Raw genomic sequence first — 17,150 nt, 5'->3', positions numbered from 1 at the left:
CTTATTTTACCCATTCAGAAATTGCAGTATTTTTACCTTCGTAAACATTTACCATTTTAATTGAGGTTTGAGTTTAACTGTTGATAAACAATACTTTTCTCTTTATCTGCTTTCTTTATTCAGTTTTCAAGGTACTTGTGATAAGATGTCCGGCCTCGTTGCGCTCCGCTGTTCCGTTAATAACTCCCACTCGTCTAATCTGTTCCGTTGCTTTGGGCAACTCCACAGCTTAGTCCTCGTCAGTCGTTATTCCCGGGCTCCGCGCCTCGGCTTTTCTTATCTGGTGGGCTTAAGTGGACTCGAACCACCGACCTCCCGCTTATCAGGCGGACGCTCTAACCGGCTGAGCTATAAGCCCATGTTAGTTATTTTGTGTTGAGTCAATTAAGCCTCATGGTGGAGATATGCGGGATCGAACCGCAGACCCCCTGCTTGCAAAGCAGGTGCTCTCCCAGCTGAGCTATACCCCCATATCTTCTCAGGGCTAGGACCCTGAAAATTGAACAACGATTGCAAGTCAAACTTTTCGTAATGCTGACCTTGGATGTTAGACTGATTTATTTCATTCAGTCAGGTCTCCATAGAAAGGAGGTGATCCAGCCGCACCTTCCGATACGGCTACCTTGTTACGACTTCACCCCAGTCGCCAATCCTACCTTCGGCAGCGTCCTCTTGCGTTAGACTACTGACTTCGGGTATTACCGGCTCCCATGGTGTGACGGGCGGTGTGTACAAGGCCCGGGAACGTATTCACCGCGGCATGCTGATCCGCGATTACTAGCAATTCCGACTTCATGCAGGCGGGTTGCAGCCTGCAATCTGAACTGAGACCATTTTTAGGGGTTTGCTCCACATCGCTGTTTTGCTTCCCTCTGTTGATGGCCATTGTAGTACGTGTGTAGCCCAGGTCATAAGGGGCATGATGATTTGACGTCGTCCCCACCTTCCTCCGTTTTGTCAACGGCAGTCCTATTAGAGTGCTCTTGCGTAGCAACTAATAGCAAGGGTTGCGCTCGTTGCGGGACTTAACCCAACATCTCACGACACGAGCTGACGACAACCATGCACCACCTGTCTCAACTTTCCCCGAAGGGCACCTGACATATCTCTATCTCGTTAGTTGGATGTCAAGACCTGGTAAGGTTCTTCGCGTTGCTTCGAATTAAACCACATACTCCACTGCTTGTGCGGGCCCCCGTCAATTCCTTTGAGTTTCAACCTTGCGGCCGTACTCCCCAGGTGGATTACTTATTGTGTTAACTCCGGCACGGAAGGGGTCAGTCCCCCCACACCTAGTAATCATCGTTTACAGCGTGGACTACCAGGGTATCTAATCCTGTTTGCTACCCACGCTTTCGTGCCTCAGCGTCAGTTAAAGCCCAGCAGGCCGCCTTCGCCACTGGTGTTCCTCCCTATCTCTACGCATTTCACCGCTACACAGGGAATTCCGCCTGCCTCTACTTCACTCAAGCTCTCTAGTTTCAAATGCAGTTTATGGGTTGAGCCCATAGATTTCACATCTGACTTAAAAAGCCGCCTACGCACCCTTTACACCCAGTAAATCCGGACAACGCTTGCTCCCTACGTATTACCGCGGCTGCTGGCACGTAGTTAGCCGGAGCTTATTCATCAGGTACCGTCAGAGTTCGTCCCTGATAAAAGAAGTTTACAATCCGAAAACCTTCATCCTTCACGCGGCGTTGCTGCGTCAGGGTTGCCCCCATTGCGCAATATCCCCCACTGCTGCCTCCCGTAGGAGTCTGGGCCGTGTCTCAGTCCCAATGTGGCCGTTCAACCTCTCAGTCCGGCTACCGATCGCGGTCTTGGTGAGCCGTTACCTCACCAACTAACTAATCGGACGCGAGTCCATCTCCGAGCGATAAAATCTTTGACATATCTGTCATGCGGCAAATATGTGTTATGCGGTATTAGCGTTCTTTTCAGAACGTTATTCCCCTCTCAGAGGCAGGTTACTCACGCGTTACTCACCCGTCCGCCACTAAACTAAAAATTCTTCATCCCGAAGGAATCAGTCAAAATAGTTCCGTTCGACTTGCATGTGTTAGGCACGCCGCCAGCGTTCGTCCTGAGCCAGGATCAAACTCTCTAAAATTTGTATCTCAACACCTGAGTGTTAAAATCAAGCTTAGAGCTTTTAATCTCGATTCAGTATACGCTTGCGTATTCGTGAATCTACTGTACTTTTTAGTGTGTACTCACTGTAATTTCTTGAGTAATTACTCAAAGAACATTACGGGTTTTCTTACTTTTCGTTGTTCAATTTTCAAGGTCCTATGCGCCTTTTGAGGTGTTTTCACCATCGCTTTCGCGACCGCCGCACCTCAACAGTGCAAGAGCTATTATACACCATTTCTTCCGCTTTGTCAACACTTTTTTGAAATTTTTTTCTAAATTTCTTTAGCGGTGCTGTGTCCGCGGGAGATATTTGATTTTGCCGCTCCTTGTTTGGCGCGTTATGTAATTATATCGCATTTACCGCCGTTTGTCAATAGGTTTTTTCAAAAAATTATTACTTGACAATTCTCCACTATATATATATAATAGAAACAACGACAACTGAAACCCCTGAAAAACTGTGACGGGAATAAGATATAAGCCGTATGGCTCAGAGAGCTGCCGTTTGGTGCGAGGCAGTGCAAAAGCTTATATGTATAGCTCATCCCCGAGTTTCGCGCGTGACACTTAGCGCGCGACGCCTGACTGCGTTATCAGTCGCGGCCTTGTTGGAGGTCTGTAAGGGATATGCGGTAACGTATATCTGAATTTGGGTGGTACCACGATTTTTATCGTCCCTTAATACAGCCATAGCTGTTTTTAGGGGCTTTTTTGTTGCGAAAATATTTGGAGGTTATTATCATGAAACCGTCTTTTCAGAAGTACATTCCATTTAAGCAAATCGACATTCCGGACAGAACATGGCCGAACAATGTGATCGACCGCGCGCCCGTATGGTGCAGCGTCGACCTGCGCGACGGCAACCAGGCTCTCGTTGACCCGATGACGCTCAAGGAAAAGCTCGAGTTCTTCCACGCTCTCGTTGACATGGGCTTCAAGGAAATCGAGATCGGTTTTCCGAGCGCTTCCGAGACAGAGTACGAAATCTGCCGCGAGCTGATCGAGAACAACCACATTCCCGATGACGTAACGATCCAGGTTCTCGTTCAGGCGCGCGAGCACCTGATCCGCAAGACCTTTGAGGCGATTAAGGGTGCGAAGAACGTTATCGTCCACTTCTACAACTCCACCTCGACCCTGCAGCGCAAGGTCGTTTTCAAGACAGACATGCAGGGCGTTATCGATATCGCGGTTGAGGGTGCGAAGCTGATCAAGAAGCTGACCGACGAGTACACCGGCGACACAAATATCCGCTTTGAGTATTCTCCCGAGAGCTTCAGCGGAACAGAACCTGACAACGCCGTCGCTATCTGTGACCGCGTTATGGAGGAGCTCGGCTCAACAAAGGAGAATCCCGTTATCCTCAACCTGCCGAACACCGTTGAGATGTGCACCCCGAACACCTACGCCGACCAGATCGAATACTTTATCCGCCACCTCAAGAACAGAGAGGCGGCTATCATCAGCGTTCACCCCCACAACGACAGAGGCTGCGGCGTCGCGGCAGGCGAGCTTGCTCTTTTGGCAGGCGCCGAGCGCGTCGAGGGTACGCTCTTCGGCAACGGCGAGAGAACCGGCAACATGGACATCGTTACCATGGGTCTGAATATGTTCACTCAGGGCGTTGACCCCAAGCTCGACTTCTCGAATCTGCCCAAGCTGCGCGACATCTACGAGCGCTGCACCAACATGACCGTCGACCCGCGTCAGCCCTACATCGGCGAGCTGGTATTCACCGCGTTCTCGGGCTCGCACCAGGATGCTATCAACAAGGGCTATCAGTACATGAAGGAAAGCGGCACCGATTACTGGGAAATCCCCTACCTGCCGATCGATCCCGCGGACGTTGGCAGAGAGTACGAGCCGATCATCCGCATCAACTCACAGTCCGGCAAGGGCGGCGCGGCGTTCGTCATGAGCAACAACTTTGGCTACGACCTGCCCAAGCGCATGCACCCCGAATTCTCGAAGCTGGTTCAGGCAAAGTGCGAGGCTCTCGAGCGCGAGCTTATCCCGAAGGAGCTGTTTGAGGTATTCGAGCAGAACTACCTCGAGCACCCGATGAAGTACACCCTCACCAGAAGAAAGATCTACGAGGAGAGCGAGTACGGCAAGGACTACGTCCACTTCAAGGGCAGAATGAAAATCGACGACGGCAGCGAGATCAAGCTCCAGGGTACCGGCAACGGCCCGATCGACGCGTTCTTCAACGCGCTGAAGTCAGTGGGCATCGACAAGTACGAGTTCATCTCCTACAGTCAGCACGCTATCTCGCAGGGCTCCGACTCGAAGGCGGTTTCCTACATCGAGCTCAGAAAGCCCGACGGAAGAAATATCTTCGGTATCGGTATCGACGCAAACGTCAACGTAGCCTCCGTGCTCGGCGTTCTCAACGCTATCAACAGAGCCGAAGCAAATGAATAATAATAACACCCCGCTCACTCACGAGCGGGGTGAAAATTATTAAAACAAAAAGAGCGCTCCCAAAAGGAAACGCTCACATCTGGAGGCGACAGGCGGATTTGAACCGCCGCATCAGAGTTTTGCAGACTCGTGCCTTACCACTTGGCTATGTCGCCGTAACAAATAGTATTATATCATCAATCGCGGGCTGTGTCAAGGAATTTTTTCAAAATCCTATACATCATATGCCGTGAAAGGAAAAATATGCGTGATTTAATGAAATTTGCCGCCGAATGCACGGCAGCTCTTGACGGTCTGGGAATCCGATACGCCAAAAATATCCGCTTCTCCGTGAACACGCGCGCGACCTCGCGGCTCGGGCTGTGCCGCAAAAAGGGAAATCAGTACGAAATCGAGATCTCTCACCTGCTGCTCGACGAGCGCACTCCCGAGGACAGCCTGCGCGACACTCTGTTCCACGAGCTGCTCCACACCTGTTACGGCTGCATGAAGCACACGGGACGCTGGAAGGCTTATGCGGACAGGGTCAACGCCGCCTGCGGACGAAACATCAGACGAGCCGCGGCTATCGAGGACAGAGAGATTCCCGAGGAGCTGCTGCCAAAGGCGAATTACCTTGTGCGCTGCGAGAGCTGCGGAAATGAGTATGGCAGACAGAAGCTGTCGCCGCTGATTTCACACCCCGAGCGCTACCGCTGCGGAAAGTGCAAGGGCAAGCTCATAAGGATAAAGTAAAGGGTTCGGCATTTGTTTGCCGAACCCTGTTTTATTATCAGTTGCCGTCGGGTGATTCATACTCGTCGCCCGAGGGAATGGACGGAATATCCTCACTTGAGGAATCGTCGCTCGAGGGCGGATCAGTTTCAACAACGGGAATGCTTTCGCTGCTCTGGGAGCTTGACGACTGCGAACCGCCGCCACCGCCCGAGGAGGACTGGCTGTTATTGTTGTCGCTGTTGCTGCTCTCGTTACCCGAACTGCCGAGGCTGGTATCGTTGTCAGCCTCGATGAACACAACGCCGTAATCAAGGTCGTAGGTGGACTTAAACAGCTCCTCGCTGTCGACCTCCTTGCCGTCCTTGAGATAAATGCGCCATGCTCTGACGGTGTAGGTCTTGCTGCCCTTGTCCGAAACCTCGTTGCGGGTGTGGATCTCGTCCCAGCTGTCGGACTTTACGCCCCAGACGGAAGCGTAGAGTGTATTGCCTTCTACTCTGCACTCGAGGAACATCTGGAAATCTGTGGGATTGCTCAGTACGAGGTCGAGGTTGGGATAGTCGATCGTCGCGTCAAGGCCTGTGGGAACGTATGATGAAGCCCACTGGTGGTTGTGACGCTCCTCAACCTCCATATTCGCGCGGATAGCCGCGTTGTAGATCGTCGAGCTCGCCTGGCAGATACCGCCGCCGATGCCGTCGATTATCTTGCCCTCGGAGATAACATGCGCGGACTTGTAGCCGTTGGACTCGAGGTTGGAGTCGCCCGTGCAGTTGTTGAACGACCATTCGTCGCCCGACTCGATCACGGAGCCGTTGCACGCCGCGAGCGCGACCTTCATGTTGGAGGTGCCGTTCTCGGTGTTGGTGGAATAGGTCTCGTAGCTGCCGAGCTTGACGAGCTTGTCGTCAAGCGCGTCGGCGTTGACCGCTGCCTTTTTGATCTCGGCGTCCGCTGTGATTTTGCTGACGCTGTTGCCCTTTGTAAAGCCGTCCTTGATTTTTGTGCTGAGATCCTTGGCGTTGACCTTCAGACCGTCAACCGCCTCCGCAAAGGAAAATCTGTTCTCCTCGTAGGGACGGAACTCTGTGACATAGGCGTTTTTGGGCTCGCAGTCATTCTCCTCGCAGAGCTTGCTGACATTTTTTGTGATGGAGTCGTCGGTTACGGTCGCCGTGATCGTGTAGGCTCCGCTCTTGCTCTCGCCCGTTGCGAGCTGATTGTTCTCGGCGTCGTTCTTCACCTGCGCGAGAACGTCGTCAATATTGTAGGTATAGGTAAAATCAGCTTCCTTGAGCTGAAAGTCCTTGCCGTTGATGTTGATGTCAAAGGTGATCGGAGTGATGAACTTGTCCTCATTTCTCTCCAGCAGCTTCTTTGCAAGCTCAACGGTTCTGTTTGATATATCCACTCCCGAAATAACCGTGTTTTCGGGGAAGAGAAACTCGCCCGCCTCGTTTGTTTCGGGCTCCTTGTTCATCTGATAAAGCATTATTCCCGCCGCTCCGAGAGCCACTACGACCGCCGCCGCGACCGCGGAAATAATTATTATTTTCTTCTTTTTGCCGTTCGGATTAAAATCGCCGCCGTTACCCGAAGCAAAGCCGTCCTGATAACCCTCTGCGGCAACCGGCGTACCCGAGGAAATATCCATCAATCCGTCGTTTCCGATAACCAGGTATTCAGCATTAGGATTATTGTTTTTTTTGCTCATAATTCACCCCTGAATCACAATGCCGTTATATATGTTATGGTATAGTAACCTACTATTCTGATACATTATTATTCTACAATAAAATTATCCAAAAATAAATTGGTAAATAAAGAAATTTAATCGCACTATTTAATTCTTTTTTTGTATAATATTAAAATTAGTCAGATATTTTAAATTATCTGTTGAAATATTTGATTATAAAAAGTATAATAGTATTATGTACATTTATAGCTTAAAAAACCCTGAAATGTCAGAGTAATAACGTGTATTGACACAGAGGATTGGATATGAATATTTTAATTTTCACCGCATCAACAGGCGGCGGTCACAAGCGCGCCGCGGCTGCCATTGAGGCAAAAATCAACACACTCAGCCCCGAAACAGAGGTTAACGTTGTTGACGGCATGAAGGCGATCGGCAAGTTCTATGACAAGACCGTCTGCAAGGGCTACCACATTATGGCGACAAAAACTCCGTCTGTATACGGCAAGCTCTACCGCCTGACCGACGAGAGCAAGCCTATCGCGAAGGCTGTCGTAAAGTCAAACGAGATCATGGCGACAAAGCTGCTCGAGGTTATCGAGAAGTACAACCCCGACATAATCATCATCTGCCATGCCTTTATCACAAACATGGTTTCGCGCCTCAAGGGCAAGGGCAAGATCCGCGCCAAGGTCATCAGCCTGATCACCGACTACGACTCTCACCGCACCTACATATCGCCGAATATCGACGCCTTTGTTCTCGCGGAGCCCCAAATGAAGCGTAAGCTGTGCGAGGAATACGATGTGCCCGAGAGCAAGATTTTCCCGCTGGGCATCCCGACCTTCGACCGCTTCTCCGTCAGCGAAACCAAGGAGGAGATCTGCCACCGCGAAAGACTCAACCCGAACCTTCCGATAGTTCTCATGATGGCAGGCTCCTTTGGCGTTACGGGCGTACTCGACTTCTATGAGCAGCTCGCCAAGAAGAGTGACAAAATCCAGATCGTCGTCATCACGGGCAGAAATATCCGCCTCTTTGATCACCTAGACAAGAAAATTCAGGAGCTCGGCACATCAAAGAACACCAAGCTGCTCTACTTCGTCGACAACGTAGAGGACTACATGCACATCGCCGACCTCATCGTCACGAAGCCCGGCGGACTTACCGTTACCGAGAGCATCGCGTGCAATCTGCCTATGGCAATCTACAGCGCTTTCCCCGGTCAGGAAGCCGACAACGTAGATTTTCTCCTCAAGCAGAACGCCGCCTTCCTCGTTGACAAGAAAAACGGCGCCGACGAGATACTCGAGCTTCTCCGTTCCCCCGAAAAGCTCAATTCCATGAAGGAGAGCTGCCGCCGTCTTGCCCTTCCGAACGCGGCGGAGGATATCTTTAACCTCGCTAAAAAACTCTACGGCGGTCAATAACAATGAAAAAACTGAAATCAATCATCGCGGCGGCGGTCTGCGTCAGCCTGACCGCCTGCGCTGCCTCAACGGGCTTTTCGGGAAGCGAGATACTCTCGGACGACGTTAAGCGCAGCAAGGATACCGCCGCGACCTTCAACTACGCCGACGGCTGCCGCGAGGCTCCGTTGGCATACAACAGCTTTACGAACACCGTCACGGGCTTTTCGCTCAAGCTCTTCCGCAACGCTTACAACGGCAAGGCGATATCCTTGGCACCTGCAAGCAGCGCGGTTCAGCTCGGACTTCTCGCGAACGGCGCAAAGGGTGACAGCCGCACCGAGATTCTGCTCGCACTCGGCGTCGAGCTCGACCTCGACACGTACAACACCTGCTGCTCATACTTCAAGAGCCGCATGGAAAATGTCGGCAAAATCGCACTCTCTCAGGAAAGCGGCAAGAAAGACGCCGAAAAAACGCTCAGCATGGACGGCGCGCTCTTCATCAACGACAAAACCGACGTTCGCAGCGCGTTTTTGCAGACAAACGCGGACTTTTACGGCGACGACATTATCCGCTATGACTTCTCAAAAGGCGCGGACAAGCTCAAAGACCGCGTCGGAGTTAAAATGACCCTTTCGGGCGAGGATAGCATGGCGTCTTACTCAGAGCTGTCGCTCAGCGACACGTGGCTCAATCAGTCGCTCAGCTGTGAAGAGGTCTCAATGCAGACCAAAACCGCGCGCGGAATCGTCAAATACACAGCGAACAATCCGCTCAGGGCGCTGTTCATCATGCCCGAGGGCGACTTCGAAACGTATGTAAAGAGCTTCGACAGCGTTGAATACTCAAAGCTGCTCGAAAGCATCGACTTCACAAAACGGCAGGCGGCGGTAATTTCGTCCTTCCGAACCGAAGCGCAGTCAGCCAACCTCTCGCCCGTTCTACAAAAAATAGGCTTGTACACCCTGTTCGGTGAGAACAGCGACTTCGGCAGTCTGACCCACGGCGGCGAGCTGACGCTGAACAAGTTCGTCTGCGCCGCGCCGTCACTATCCGTCGGCAGCAGCGGAATCGGTTCGGCTGCGACAGCCGACTCAGCCGAGGGCGAGAAACCGGACGGCGCTTGGGTATTTGACAAGCCGTTTATCTTCATGCTCGTCGACAATGAAACCGACATTCCTGTTTATATTTCTACAGTAGAATAATTGCTCATATCCGACGGCGCTTCTGCCGTCGGTTTTTTTGCCGTAAAACGTCAATGCGCTTTACTTTTCCGCCGTAAGGGTGTATAATATACAGGACTATGATTATTCAGGTGTGATTAGATGATTTACAACAACATTTTAGAGGCAGTCGGCGGCACTCCGCTTGTCAAGCTCAACAGAATGTGCGACAAGGACAGCGCCGATATCCTCGTCAAATTCGAGGCGCTCAATGTGGGCGGTTCAATCAAGACCCGCACCGCGCTCAACATGATCGAGCAGGCGGAGAAGGACGGGCTGATTAACGAAAACACGATTATCGTCGAGCCGACAAGCGGCAATCAGGGCATCGGACTCGCTCTCGTCGGCGCTATCAAGGGCTACCGCACGATTATCGTCATGCCCGACTCCGTCAGCGAGGAACGCCGCAAGCTTATCCGCCACTACGGCGCGGAGGTCAAGCTGATCCACGACGCGGGCGACATCGGCGCGTGCATCGAGGAATGCCTGCAAACCGCCCTCAAGCTCAAGGCGAAGAACCCGAACGTCTTTGTCCCCCAGCAGTTCGAGAACTATAACAACGTCATGGCGCACAAGAACTACACCGCGCTCGAGATTCTCAAAGACTGCGGCGACCGCAAAATCGACGGCTTCTGCTCCGGCATCGGCACCGGCGGTACGATCACGGGTATCGGCGAGGTGCTCAGAGAGAACAATCCCGATATTGAAATCTGGGTTGTCGAACCCGAGAACGCGGCTATTCTCGCGGGCGGCACGATCGGAACTCATCTGCAGATGGGCATCGGCGACGGCATTATCCCGCAGATACTCAACCGCGATATCTACGACAAGATCTACGTCGTCACCGACGAGGAAGCGCTCAACACCGCAAAGCGTCTCGCGCGCGAGGAAGGTCTGATGTGCGGTATCTCGGGCGGCACGAATGTCGCGGCGGCTCTCAAGCTCGCAAAGAAGCTCGGACGCGGCAAGACGGTGGTCACCGTACTTCCCGACACCGCCGAGAGGTATTTCTCCACTCCCCTCTTTGAGGAATAAGTTAATATCTGACACAGCGAAGGGTCGGCAACACGCCGACCCTTTTTTTATTATCTGTCCTCGTTTTCCACGACTCTCATGGCGACGGCGGTGATGTCGTCGTCCCTGATTTCCGCGCGGCGGCGTATCGCCTCCTCAACAACCGCCTGCGCAAGCTCCTGAGCGCTGCCCTTGTGCCAGGTACGTATCAGCCGCTCGAGCCATTTTTCGTCGCCTGTAACTACGCCGTCCGAAACCATAACTACCATATCTCCTGCCGAAAGATTAAGTGTGTCAGTTGAAAATTTGATGTTGTTCAGTATTCCCGCGGGCAGCGACGGCATTTCGCGCGTTATCACCCTGCCGCCGCGGCGGATAAACGTCATCGCTGCTCCTGCCTTTTTGAGCGTAAGCTCGCCGCTGTACAGGTCAACCGAAGCAAGGTCTACGGTTGACAAGCTCTCGTCCTCGCTCTTTATCATCAGCGCTGAGTTGACGATCTGCAGCGCGCTGTCGGCGCACAGTCCCGCGCGGAGCAGCCTGCCCATTGTGGACACCGCCATGTTTCCGTCAACCGCCGCTCTGCCGCCCGTTCCCATTCCGTCGCAGACGAGGGCGTATGTCCTGCCCATTCCGTCGTTGAAGTAGTCGATGCAGTCGCCGCAGAGCTTTCCGCCCTGAGCGATGTGCTGGTCGGAGCCGATCTCAACGTCGTACATGGGCAGCTCGCACATCGCCGCGCGGATAACGCCGCCGCTCTCGGTCAGGGTGGGCAGGTCGAACCGCCTGCCGCAGGATTTTGAAACCTCGCGCCTGAGCTGTCCCTCGCGGATACCCTCACCCTTGCCGCTGAGGGTAAGCTCAACGCGCATTCTACCGTTGTCCGAAATCAGGCACACCACCCTCTCGGGAATCGCGCCGAGAGAAGCGAGAGCCTCGGTTATCCTGTCCTCGGCTTCGGCGTCGCAGCGCAGTGCGCTCTCAAACTCACGGCTGAGGTCGCCGAGGATATCGCTCACGCCCGCGAACTGACCAGCGACCGCGCCGCGGATCTCCGCGATTCTCCTCTCGGCTTCCCTGCCCGCGACAAGAAGGCGGTAGTGGCTGCTCATGGAATCCGCGATCTCGCCCTTCTTGCAGCAGCTCTTGACAAATCCGTTCGCCACGTCGTTTTCGTCGAGCCTGCCCTTTTCGCATAGGATCTCCTCAAGGCGGAAGAAGTCGTCGCGCGTTACGCCGCCCTCATGCTCGTAGCAGTACATTCTCAGACCGCAGCCCGAGCATACGTCAGCCGCCACGTTTTCGCAGACGTTCTCAAAGCTCGGGGAGTACATCTCGCCCAGCCGCTTGGACACGTTCTCGACGTCGCCCTTGACGTTCTTTATCGCGCGCGCCGCGGAATCGAGCCGCATGATTACGTTCTTCTTCACCGTATCGCCCAGTGCTGCAGACGGCTCACGGACAAATATCGGGGTGATGAAGTTCCCGACGTCCTTCGGGATAAAGAGGAAAACCGCCGCGCCGACCGCGCACTCGAGCATTACCGACACGGGAATCGTGCCGCTGCCGAAGGCAAGGCTCATCATCACGCTCGTAACGGTGAACACAGCCGCGCAGCCGACCTTTCGCAAGCCCGAAAACAGCCCCGCCATCAGTCCGCCGAACGCGAACGCGCCGCAGAGAAAGCCCTGCTGAAAATCTGCCAGACTGAACACCGCACCCGTGGCGACTCCGCTGACCGCGCCGCCCTGTACGCCGCCGTAGCGCGCGCAGAGCAGCACCGCGACGACCGCGATTATCCTGCCGAGAGAAACGCCCTCAACCGCCAAACCTCCGAGCGAGAGGATCAGCACGCAGCCCGTCATCACAAGGCAGGCGGTCTCCTGCCCCGTGCAGGCGGTGATCGAACGCCTGTCACCTACCAGACGGACGGATACCGACATGAAGTACGCCGCCGCTGCCGCGAGGAGTGCCTCGAGCAAACAGCCCGTAAATTCAGAGAGCGTGCTGCCGCTGCTGAACAGGAGAGCGATCCCTGTCGCGAAAATCGGAATGAACGCAGCGAGAGGTGCAAACAGGCGGCTCCTTGTGACCCGTCCGAGGTCGCTGAAAAGCCAGCGCGCGCCGCCTATCGCGATCATCACCGCGATGTAGCGGAAGCTGTCGGCGGGACTGAGGATTATATATCCCATCGTCGCGCCGAGCAGCGAAGCGATCAGCCCTTCTCCCGGCACCGCCGCCGCAAAGGACGCGCCAAACGGAGCGAGGGTTCCGAGGACAGCGCCGCGCGAGGTGAGCACGCCGCAGCCGAAATACAACGCCTGACGCACTCCGTATTTCAGAATATTACCCTGTGCCGCGCGGTGGCGGCGAATCGATTTTGCGCTTTCCATGCTTTCAACTTCCTTTTGATTTTGTGCCTTTATTATAGCAATTTGTCCGCATGGGTTTTGTCACAGCTTGCATGAGAATTTTTCATTTCTTTTCTTGTATCCTCGGCTGATTTGGATTATAATGTAACTACACGGAAGAAAGGATTTGTCTTTATGATTATCATGTCGGTTGATTTGGGAAAGGCGAGAACAGGCATCGCGGTATGCGATAAAACAGAGTTTTTGGCCTCGCCCTATACAGTAATATTTGAAAAATCTCAGAAGGCGCTGCCGAACAAGGTAGCTCAGGCGGCTAAAGATGTCAAAGCGGAGCTGATAGTTGTCGGTCTGCCGAAGAACATGGACGGCAGCGAGGGTGAATGCGCTCAGAACGCGAGAGCCTTCGCCGAAACTCTCAGAGAGCTGACGGGTATTGAAACCGTCATGCAGGACGAGCGCGGAACCACCGTCACGGCTCACAACTTCCTCAACACCACCAACACCCGCGGCAAAAAAAGAAAGAACGTCGTCGACGAGGTCGCCGCGACGATTATATTGCAGGATTATCTGGATAGCCGTAAAAATGGCTTAAAATAGCGAAAATATCGCTCCGCAACCCGTAGTTGCGGGATTGTAAAGCGGAATGTATGGCGTTTTTCGCGGTTGCGTGATACAATTTAGCCATAACGAAGGAGGTAGATTTATGAACATCGAAACCGCAAACAGACTATTGCAATACAGGAAAGAAAACAATCTCAGCCAGGAAGAGCTCGCCGAGAAAATCGGAGTCAGCAGACAGGCTGTGTCCAAATGGGAACGCGCGGAAGCGTCGCCCGACACCGACAACCTTATCCGCCTCGCGGAGATTTACGGAGTCAGCCTTGACGAGATGCTGACGGGTAAAAAAACTCAGGCTGAGCCCGAACCCGAACCTCAGCCCGAACCGCAGACTGACGAAAGCAATACCGGGAGCTTTGAGCCCGACCCTGACACCAACTACACACAGTACGACAAGGTTTCATTTAAAAAAGGAATCCACGTCGAGAGCAAGGACGGCGACAAGGTACATATCTCATTCAAGGACGGCGTGAACGTCTACGAGAAGCACGGCGACAAGGTTCACGTCGGCTGGGACGGAGTCAATGTTAACGAAAAAGGCAAAACCCGCGTTTATACCGACGAAAACGGTCACGTCATGGTCGATGATGAAATTAAAAACGCTCACCGGACGAACTCGCACTACAGGGTGCTGACCAGATTTCCGTTCTGGGCAATCGCGTTGGCGGCATTCCTCGCATGGGGCTTCAGCGGACTCTGCTTCGGCTGGGCGCTTAGCTGGATCTGCTTCTTCTCTATTCCGATTTACTACTCGCTCATCGACGCGATTTTCAAGAAAAATCCTTCGCACTTCGCCTTCCCCGTTCTCGCCGTTGCCGCTTACATCATCTTTGGCTATTTCGGAATCTGCGGCGGCTGGGCATTCGGCTGGATCGTGTTTTTCACCATTCCGATTTACTACTGCATTTGCGCCCTGATCAAAAAAGAGAAATAAAAAACAAGCCGCAGTCCGATGACTGCGGCTTTCGCTTTAGGGTAATAAATCAGCGATGAATGTAATATGTGCCGTCGTAGTTTGCGCCGAAGTTGTTAGCCCAGAACTCTGTGCCGTTTACCTGATAGCATACAGCGTACTCGATGTTGCTGTTGGTAGCGTCATAGACAGTGGTTGTCCAGTTCTCGGTGCCGTTGGCGTTGGTGGAAGAGTAAGTGAGCTTCTGATCCTTGAAGGACTTCCAGCCGTCGGTGGTGTATCTTACAAATACGTTCTTGTTGTAAGCGTAGTTCTGGAGAACCGCTCTTACGGGAATGTTGTAGTAAGCGTAGCCGGTTCTCTCAACAGTTACGGGAGCTGTACCGCAAACATCAGCGTAGGTGTAATCCTTGCCGTTGTTGTTATCCCAGATTTCCTGACCGTCTGCAACGTACTTGATAGCATACTTGGTGTTGAAGCTGCTGAAGTTAGCCTTCCAGATCTTGGAACCGTCGGAAAGAGTTGTTACATACTCAGCTTTGGCGTCCTGCCAGGGCTGGTTGTCCATGTAGCAGTAGTGAACGTATACTTCCTGGTTAGCAGCGTTGTCGTTTGTCTTGATGAATACTTCTCTGTTGGAAGAACCGTACTTGGAGAAGGTGACGCTTGAGGAATAAAGGCTTACTCTGTCGGTCGCAGCGCTTGTGGTGGCTGTGCCGAAGATACAGAACATACCGACGAGCATCGTAAGTGTAAGAACGATTGCCGCTGCTTTGGTTGATTTACGTGTAGTTGTCATAATTGTTTCCCTCCGTAAAATGTTTAAAAATGAGGATTTATTTAATTCGGGAGAACGGTTTTTGTTGTTTTCCCGAGTGCTCAGTTATCTTAGCAGATAGAAAACAAAAAATCAAGAGTTATTTAAAAATTTAATTTCATTTCTGCCTCTTGGTTATCATGTACTGATATATGACGTAGTTTTTGTTTATATTTACCATACAATTGGTCATTATGCTGTAATATATCTGAACTTTTTATTAATCATGACAGCTTGCATAAATCTAAAAAGAGCATCTCTTTCCGTTCTGAAAAGAGATGCTCTGATTTTGTAATATTATCTTGAACTTGCAGCGTATCCGACGAAAACGTATATAAATACGCTATTCGCGATACAGGCAACAAATCAATTCCAGTTGAGGGTGTCGCTGTAGACGTTGATGTAGTCCTGAGCCGAACGCTCCCAGCTGTTGTCGCTCATCATCGCGCGCCACATGAGCTGGTGCCAGCCCTGATCGTCCTGGATACCCCAGAGAGCGCGGCGGACAGCGTGCTGCATGTCAGCGGTGTAGTAGTTCTTGAAGGTGAAGCCGTTGCCGTAGCCGTCAGCGGAATCGAATACGGAGTCCTTAAGACCGCCAACCTCGCGTACTACGGGGATCGTGCCGTAGCGGAGAGCGATCATCTGCGCAAGGCCGCAGGGCTCCTGTGCGGAAGGCATCAGGAAGATATCGGCGCCGGAGTAGATCTTTCTCGCAAGCTCGGGTACGAAGCCGTGGCAGAAGCAGAGTCTGCCGGGATACTTTGCCTGCATATAGTTGAAGAAGTCCTCGTACTCCTTGTCGCCCGAACCGAGAATAACAAACTGCATATCCTCAGTGTTCATGAGCTCCTCAAGACCCATTCTGACGAGGTCAAGACCCTTGTGGGCAACAAGACGGGTAACCATACCTACGAGAGGCGACTGCCAGCGCTGCTCGAGGCAGAGTCTTTCCTGAAGTCTCTGCTTGCAGACGCCCTTGCCGCTCATATCCTCCTTGGTGTAGTTGCAGTAGAGCTGATAGTCGGTGGCGGGATCGTAGCTCGCGAGGTCGATACCGTTCTTGATACCGCAGAGCTTGTAGTGACGGAGATTGAGCTCGTCATGCAGGCCCCAGCTGTACCAGGGATCCTTAATTTCAGCGGCATAGCTCGGCGAAACGGTCGAAACACGGGTAGAGGTCTCGATCGCGCCCTTCATCATGTTGAGCTTGCCGTTCATCTCGAGGATATTGCACTCGCTTGCGGGAATACCTACGCACTCGGTGTTGACTTCCCAACCATACTCACCCTGATACTGGATGTTGTGGATGGTGAAGAGGCTCTTGATGTTGTAATACCAGGGTCTGTGCGAATAGAACAGATAGTAGTATACGGGTACGAGAGCGGTCTGCCAGTCGTTGGCGTGAATGATATCGGGATGGAAGTCGATATAGGGCAGCATCTCGAGGATCGCGCGTGAGAAGAATGCAAATCTCTCGGCGTCGTCATAGTGACCGTAGAGAGTGCCGCGCTTGAAGTAGTACTCATTGTCGATGAAATAGTAGGTGCAGTCGTTCCAGCGAGCCCAGAACAGTCCGCAGTACTGATGTCTCCACGCAACGGGTACGGTGAAGTTGGTGATGAAGTTCAGCTGGTTCTTAAGATCCTGCGGAATGGTTCCGTAGAGCGGAACAACAATGCGGCAATCCTGACCTTTTCTGCAAAGGGTATGCGGAAGGCTGCCCGCTACGTCGGCGAGACCGCCGCTGCCGCAGAAAGGATTGGCCTCAGATGCACAGTATAAAATTCTCATTGGTTTTTCCTCCT

At 52.7% G+C, this 17,150-nt stretch carries 11 protein-coding genes, 3 tRNA genes, 1 rRNA gene and 1 other annotated feature; of the genes, 7 read left to right on the top strand and 8 right to left on the bottom strand.

The window, feature by feature from the left end; translation table 11 throughout:
- Window positions 1-281: 281 nt before the first annotated feature.
- From AB1I49_RS01740 to AB1I49_RS01730, 3 genes are all read right to left on the bottom strand, one after another.
- A tRNA-Ile gene (locus AB1I49_RS01740) sits at window positions 282-358 on the bottom strand.
- Between the two features lie 36 nt (window positions 359-394).
- Window positions 395-470 (bottom strand) — tRNA-Ala (locus AB1I49_RS01735).
- Between the two features lie 114 nt (window positions 471-584).
- A 16S ribosomal RNA gene (locus tag AB1I49_RS01730) occupies window positions 585-2,113 on the bottom strand.
- Window positions 2,114-2,587: 474 nt separating this feature from the next.
- Window positions 2,588-2,818 (top strand) — a binding site (T-box leader).
- A 59-nt stretch (window positions 2,819-2,877) separates the two neighbouring features.
- On the opposite strand from AB1I49_RS01730, the gene leuA reads away from it, so the two are divergent.
- Window positions 2,878-4,560 (top strand): 2-isopropylmalate synthase, encoded by a 1,683-nt coding sequence (leuA, locus tag AB1I49_RS01725; RefSeq protein WP_316610388.1) that lies wholly within the window; start codon window positions 2,878-2,880, stop codon window positions 4,558-4,560.
- Window positions 4,561-4,640: 80 nt separating this feature from the next.
- Here leuA and AB1I49_RS01720 read toward each other — a convergent pair.
- Window positions 4,641-4,715 (bottom strand) — tRNA-Cys (locus tag AB1I49_RS01720).
- Between the two features lie 88 nt (window positions 4,716-4,803).
- Here AB1I49_RS01720 and AB1I49_RS01715 point away from each other — a divergent pair.
- On the top strand, window positions 4,804-5,295 hold the full coding sequence (locus AB1I49_RS01715; RefSeq protein ID WP_186833863.1) for a SprT-like domain-containing protein: 492 nt from the start codon (window positions 4,804-4,806) through the stop codon (window positions 5,293-5,295).
- 37 nt (window positions 5,296-5,332) lie between these two features.
- Here the strand turns inward: AB1I49_RS01715 and AB1I49_RS01710 are convergent, their stop codons facing one another.
- Window positions 5,333-6,991, bottom strand: a complete 1,659-nt coding sequence (locus tag AB1I49_RS01710; RefSeq protein ID WP_407721235.1) for a VanW family protein — start codon at window positions 6,989-6,991, stop codon at window positions 5,333-5,335.
- A 287-nt stretch (window positions 6,992-7,278) separates the two neighbouring features.
- Here AB1I49_RS01710 and AB1I49_RS01705 point away from each other — a divergent pair, with 287 nt between their 5' ends.
- The 3 genes from AB1I49_RS01705 (at window position 7,279) to cysK (ending at window position 10,643) form a co-directional block, all read left to right on the top strand.
- Window positions 7,279-8,403 (top strand): MGDG synthase family glycosyltransferase, encoded by a 1,125-nt coding sequence (locus AB1I49_RS01705; RefSeq protein ID WP_316610385.1) that lies wholly within the window; start codon window positions 7,279-7,281, stop codon window positions 8,401-8,403.
- Window positions 8,404-8,405: 2 nt separating this feature from the next.
- The gene (locus AB1I49_RS01700; protein WP_407721234.1) at window positions 8,406-9,590 is read left to right on the top strand and encodes a serpin family protein; all 1,185 of its coding nucleotides are present in this window, start codon (window positions 8,406-8,408) and stop codon (window positions 9,588-9,590) included.
- Window positions 9,591-9,710: 120 nt separating this feature from the next.
- A complete protein-coding gene (cysK, locus tag AB1I49_RS01695; protein ID WP_186833859.1) occupies window positions 9,711-10,643 on the top strand; it encodes a cysteine synthase A in 933 nt (310 codons plus the stop codon).
- Window positions 10,644-10,693: 50 nt separating this feature from the next.
- On the opposite strand, the gene AB1I49_RS01690 is transcribed toward cysK, so the two are convergent.
- A complete protein-coding gene (locus tag AB1I49_RS01690) occupies window positions 10,694-13,015 on the bottom strand; it encodes a SpoIIE family protein phosphatase (RefSeq protein ID WP_407721233.1) in 2,322 nt (773 codons plus the stop codon).
- A 153-nt stretch (window positions 13,016-13,168) separates the two neighbouring features.
- Between AB1I49_RS01690 and ruvX the strand changes: the two genes are divergently transcribed.
- Together ruvX and AB1I49_RS01680 are read left to right on the top strand one after the other, a co-directional pair.
- Window positions 13,169-13,591, top strand: coding sequence for a Holliday junction resolvase RuvX (gene ruvX, locus AB1I49_RS01685; protein ID WP_407721232.1), 423 nt, complete (start codon window positions 13,169-13,171; stop codon window positions 13,589-13,591).
- Window positions 13,592-13,697: 106 nt separating this feature from the next.
- Window positions 13,698-14,546, top strand: coding sequence for a helix-turn-helix transcriptional regulator (locus AB1I49_RS01680; protein ID WP_186833856.1), 849 nt, complete (start codon window positions 13,698-13,700; stop codon window positions 14,544-14,546).
- A 49-nt stretch (window positions 14,547-14,595) separates the two neighbouring features.
- Here AB1I49_RS01680 and AB1I49_RS01675 read toward each other — a convergent pair whose 3' ends face one another.
- Both AB1I49_RS01675 and AB1I49_RS01670 read right to left on the bottom strand, forming a co-directional pair.
- Entirely contained in the window at window positions 14,596-15,324 is a 729-nt protein-coding gene (locus AB1I49_RS01675) for a carbohydrate-binding protein (protein WP_186833855.1), read from the bottom strand.
- A 384-nt stretch (window positions 15,325-15,708) separates the two neighbouring features.
- Window positions 15,709-17,136 carry a glycogen synthase gene (locus tag AB1I49_RS01670; RefSeq protein WP_186833854.1) on the bottom strand — a complete coding sequence of 476 codons (1,428 nt, stop codon included), beginning with the start codon at window positions 17,134-17,136 and terminating at the stop codon, window positions 15,709-15,711.
- Window positions 17,137-17,150 lie beyond the last annotated feature (14 nt).

It is taken from the genome of Ruminococcus sp. NATIVEDY160 (assembly GCF_045819885.1).
Classification (GTDB): domain Bacteria; phylum Bacillota; class Clostridia; order Oscillospirales; family Acutalibacteraceae; genus Ruminococcoides.
This window is presented reverse-complemented; position numbering and strand designations above follow the sequence as displayed.

Excerpts from the sequence above, each read along its gene's own strand:
- AB1I49_RS01675 (WP_186833855.1), bottom strand. The coding sequence starts at position 15,324 with ATGACAACTACACGTAAATCAACCAAAGCAGCGGCAATCGTTCTTACA.
- ruvX (WP_407721232.1), top strand. The coding sequence starts at position 13,169 with ATGATTATCATGTCGGTTGATTTGGGAAAGGCGAGAACAGGCATCGCG.
- AB1I49_RS01700 (WP_407721234.1), top strand. The coding sequence starts at position 8,406 with ATGAAAAAACTGAAATCAATCATCGCGGCGGCGGTCTGCGTCAGCCTG.
- AB1I49_RS01670 (WP_186833854.1), bottom strand. The coding sequence starts at position 17,136 with ATGAGAATTTTATACTGTGCATCTGAGGCCAATCCTTTCTGCGGCAGC.
- leuA (WP_316610388.1), top strand. The coding sequence starts at position 2,878 with ATGAAACCGTCTTTTCAGAAGTACATTCCATTTAAGCAAATCGACATT.
- AB1I49_RS01710 (WP_407721235.1), bottom strand. The coding sequence starts at position 6,991 with ATGAGCAAAAAAAACAATAATCCTAATGCTGAATACCTGGTTATCGGA.
- cysK (WP_186833859.1), top strand. The coding sequence starts at position 9,711 with ATGATTTACAACAACATTTTAGAGGCAGTCGGCGGCACTCCGCTTGTC.
- AB1I49_RS01715 (WP_186833863.1), top strand. The coding sequence starts at position 4,804 with ATGCGTGATTTAATGAAATTTGCCGCCGAATGCACGGCAGCTCTTGAC.
- AB1I49_RS01690 (WP_407721233.1), bottom strand. The coding sequence starts at position 13,015 with ATGGAAAGCGCAAAATCGATTCGCCGCCACCGCGCGGCACAGGGTAAT.
- AB1I49_RS01680 (WP_186833856.1), top strand. The coding sequence starts at position 13,698 with ATGAACATCGAAACCGCAAACAGACTATTGCAATACAGGAAAGAAAAC.
- AB1I49_RS01705 (WP_316610385.1), top strand. The coding sequence starts at position 7,279 with ATGAATATTTTAATTTTCACCGCATCAACAGGCGGCGGTCACAAGCGC.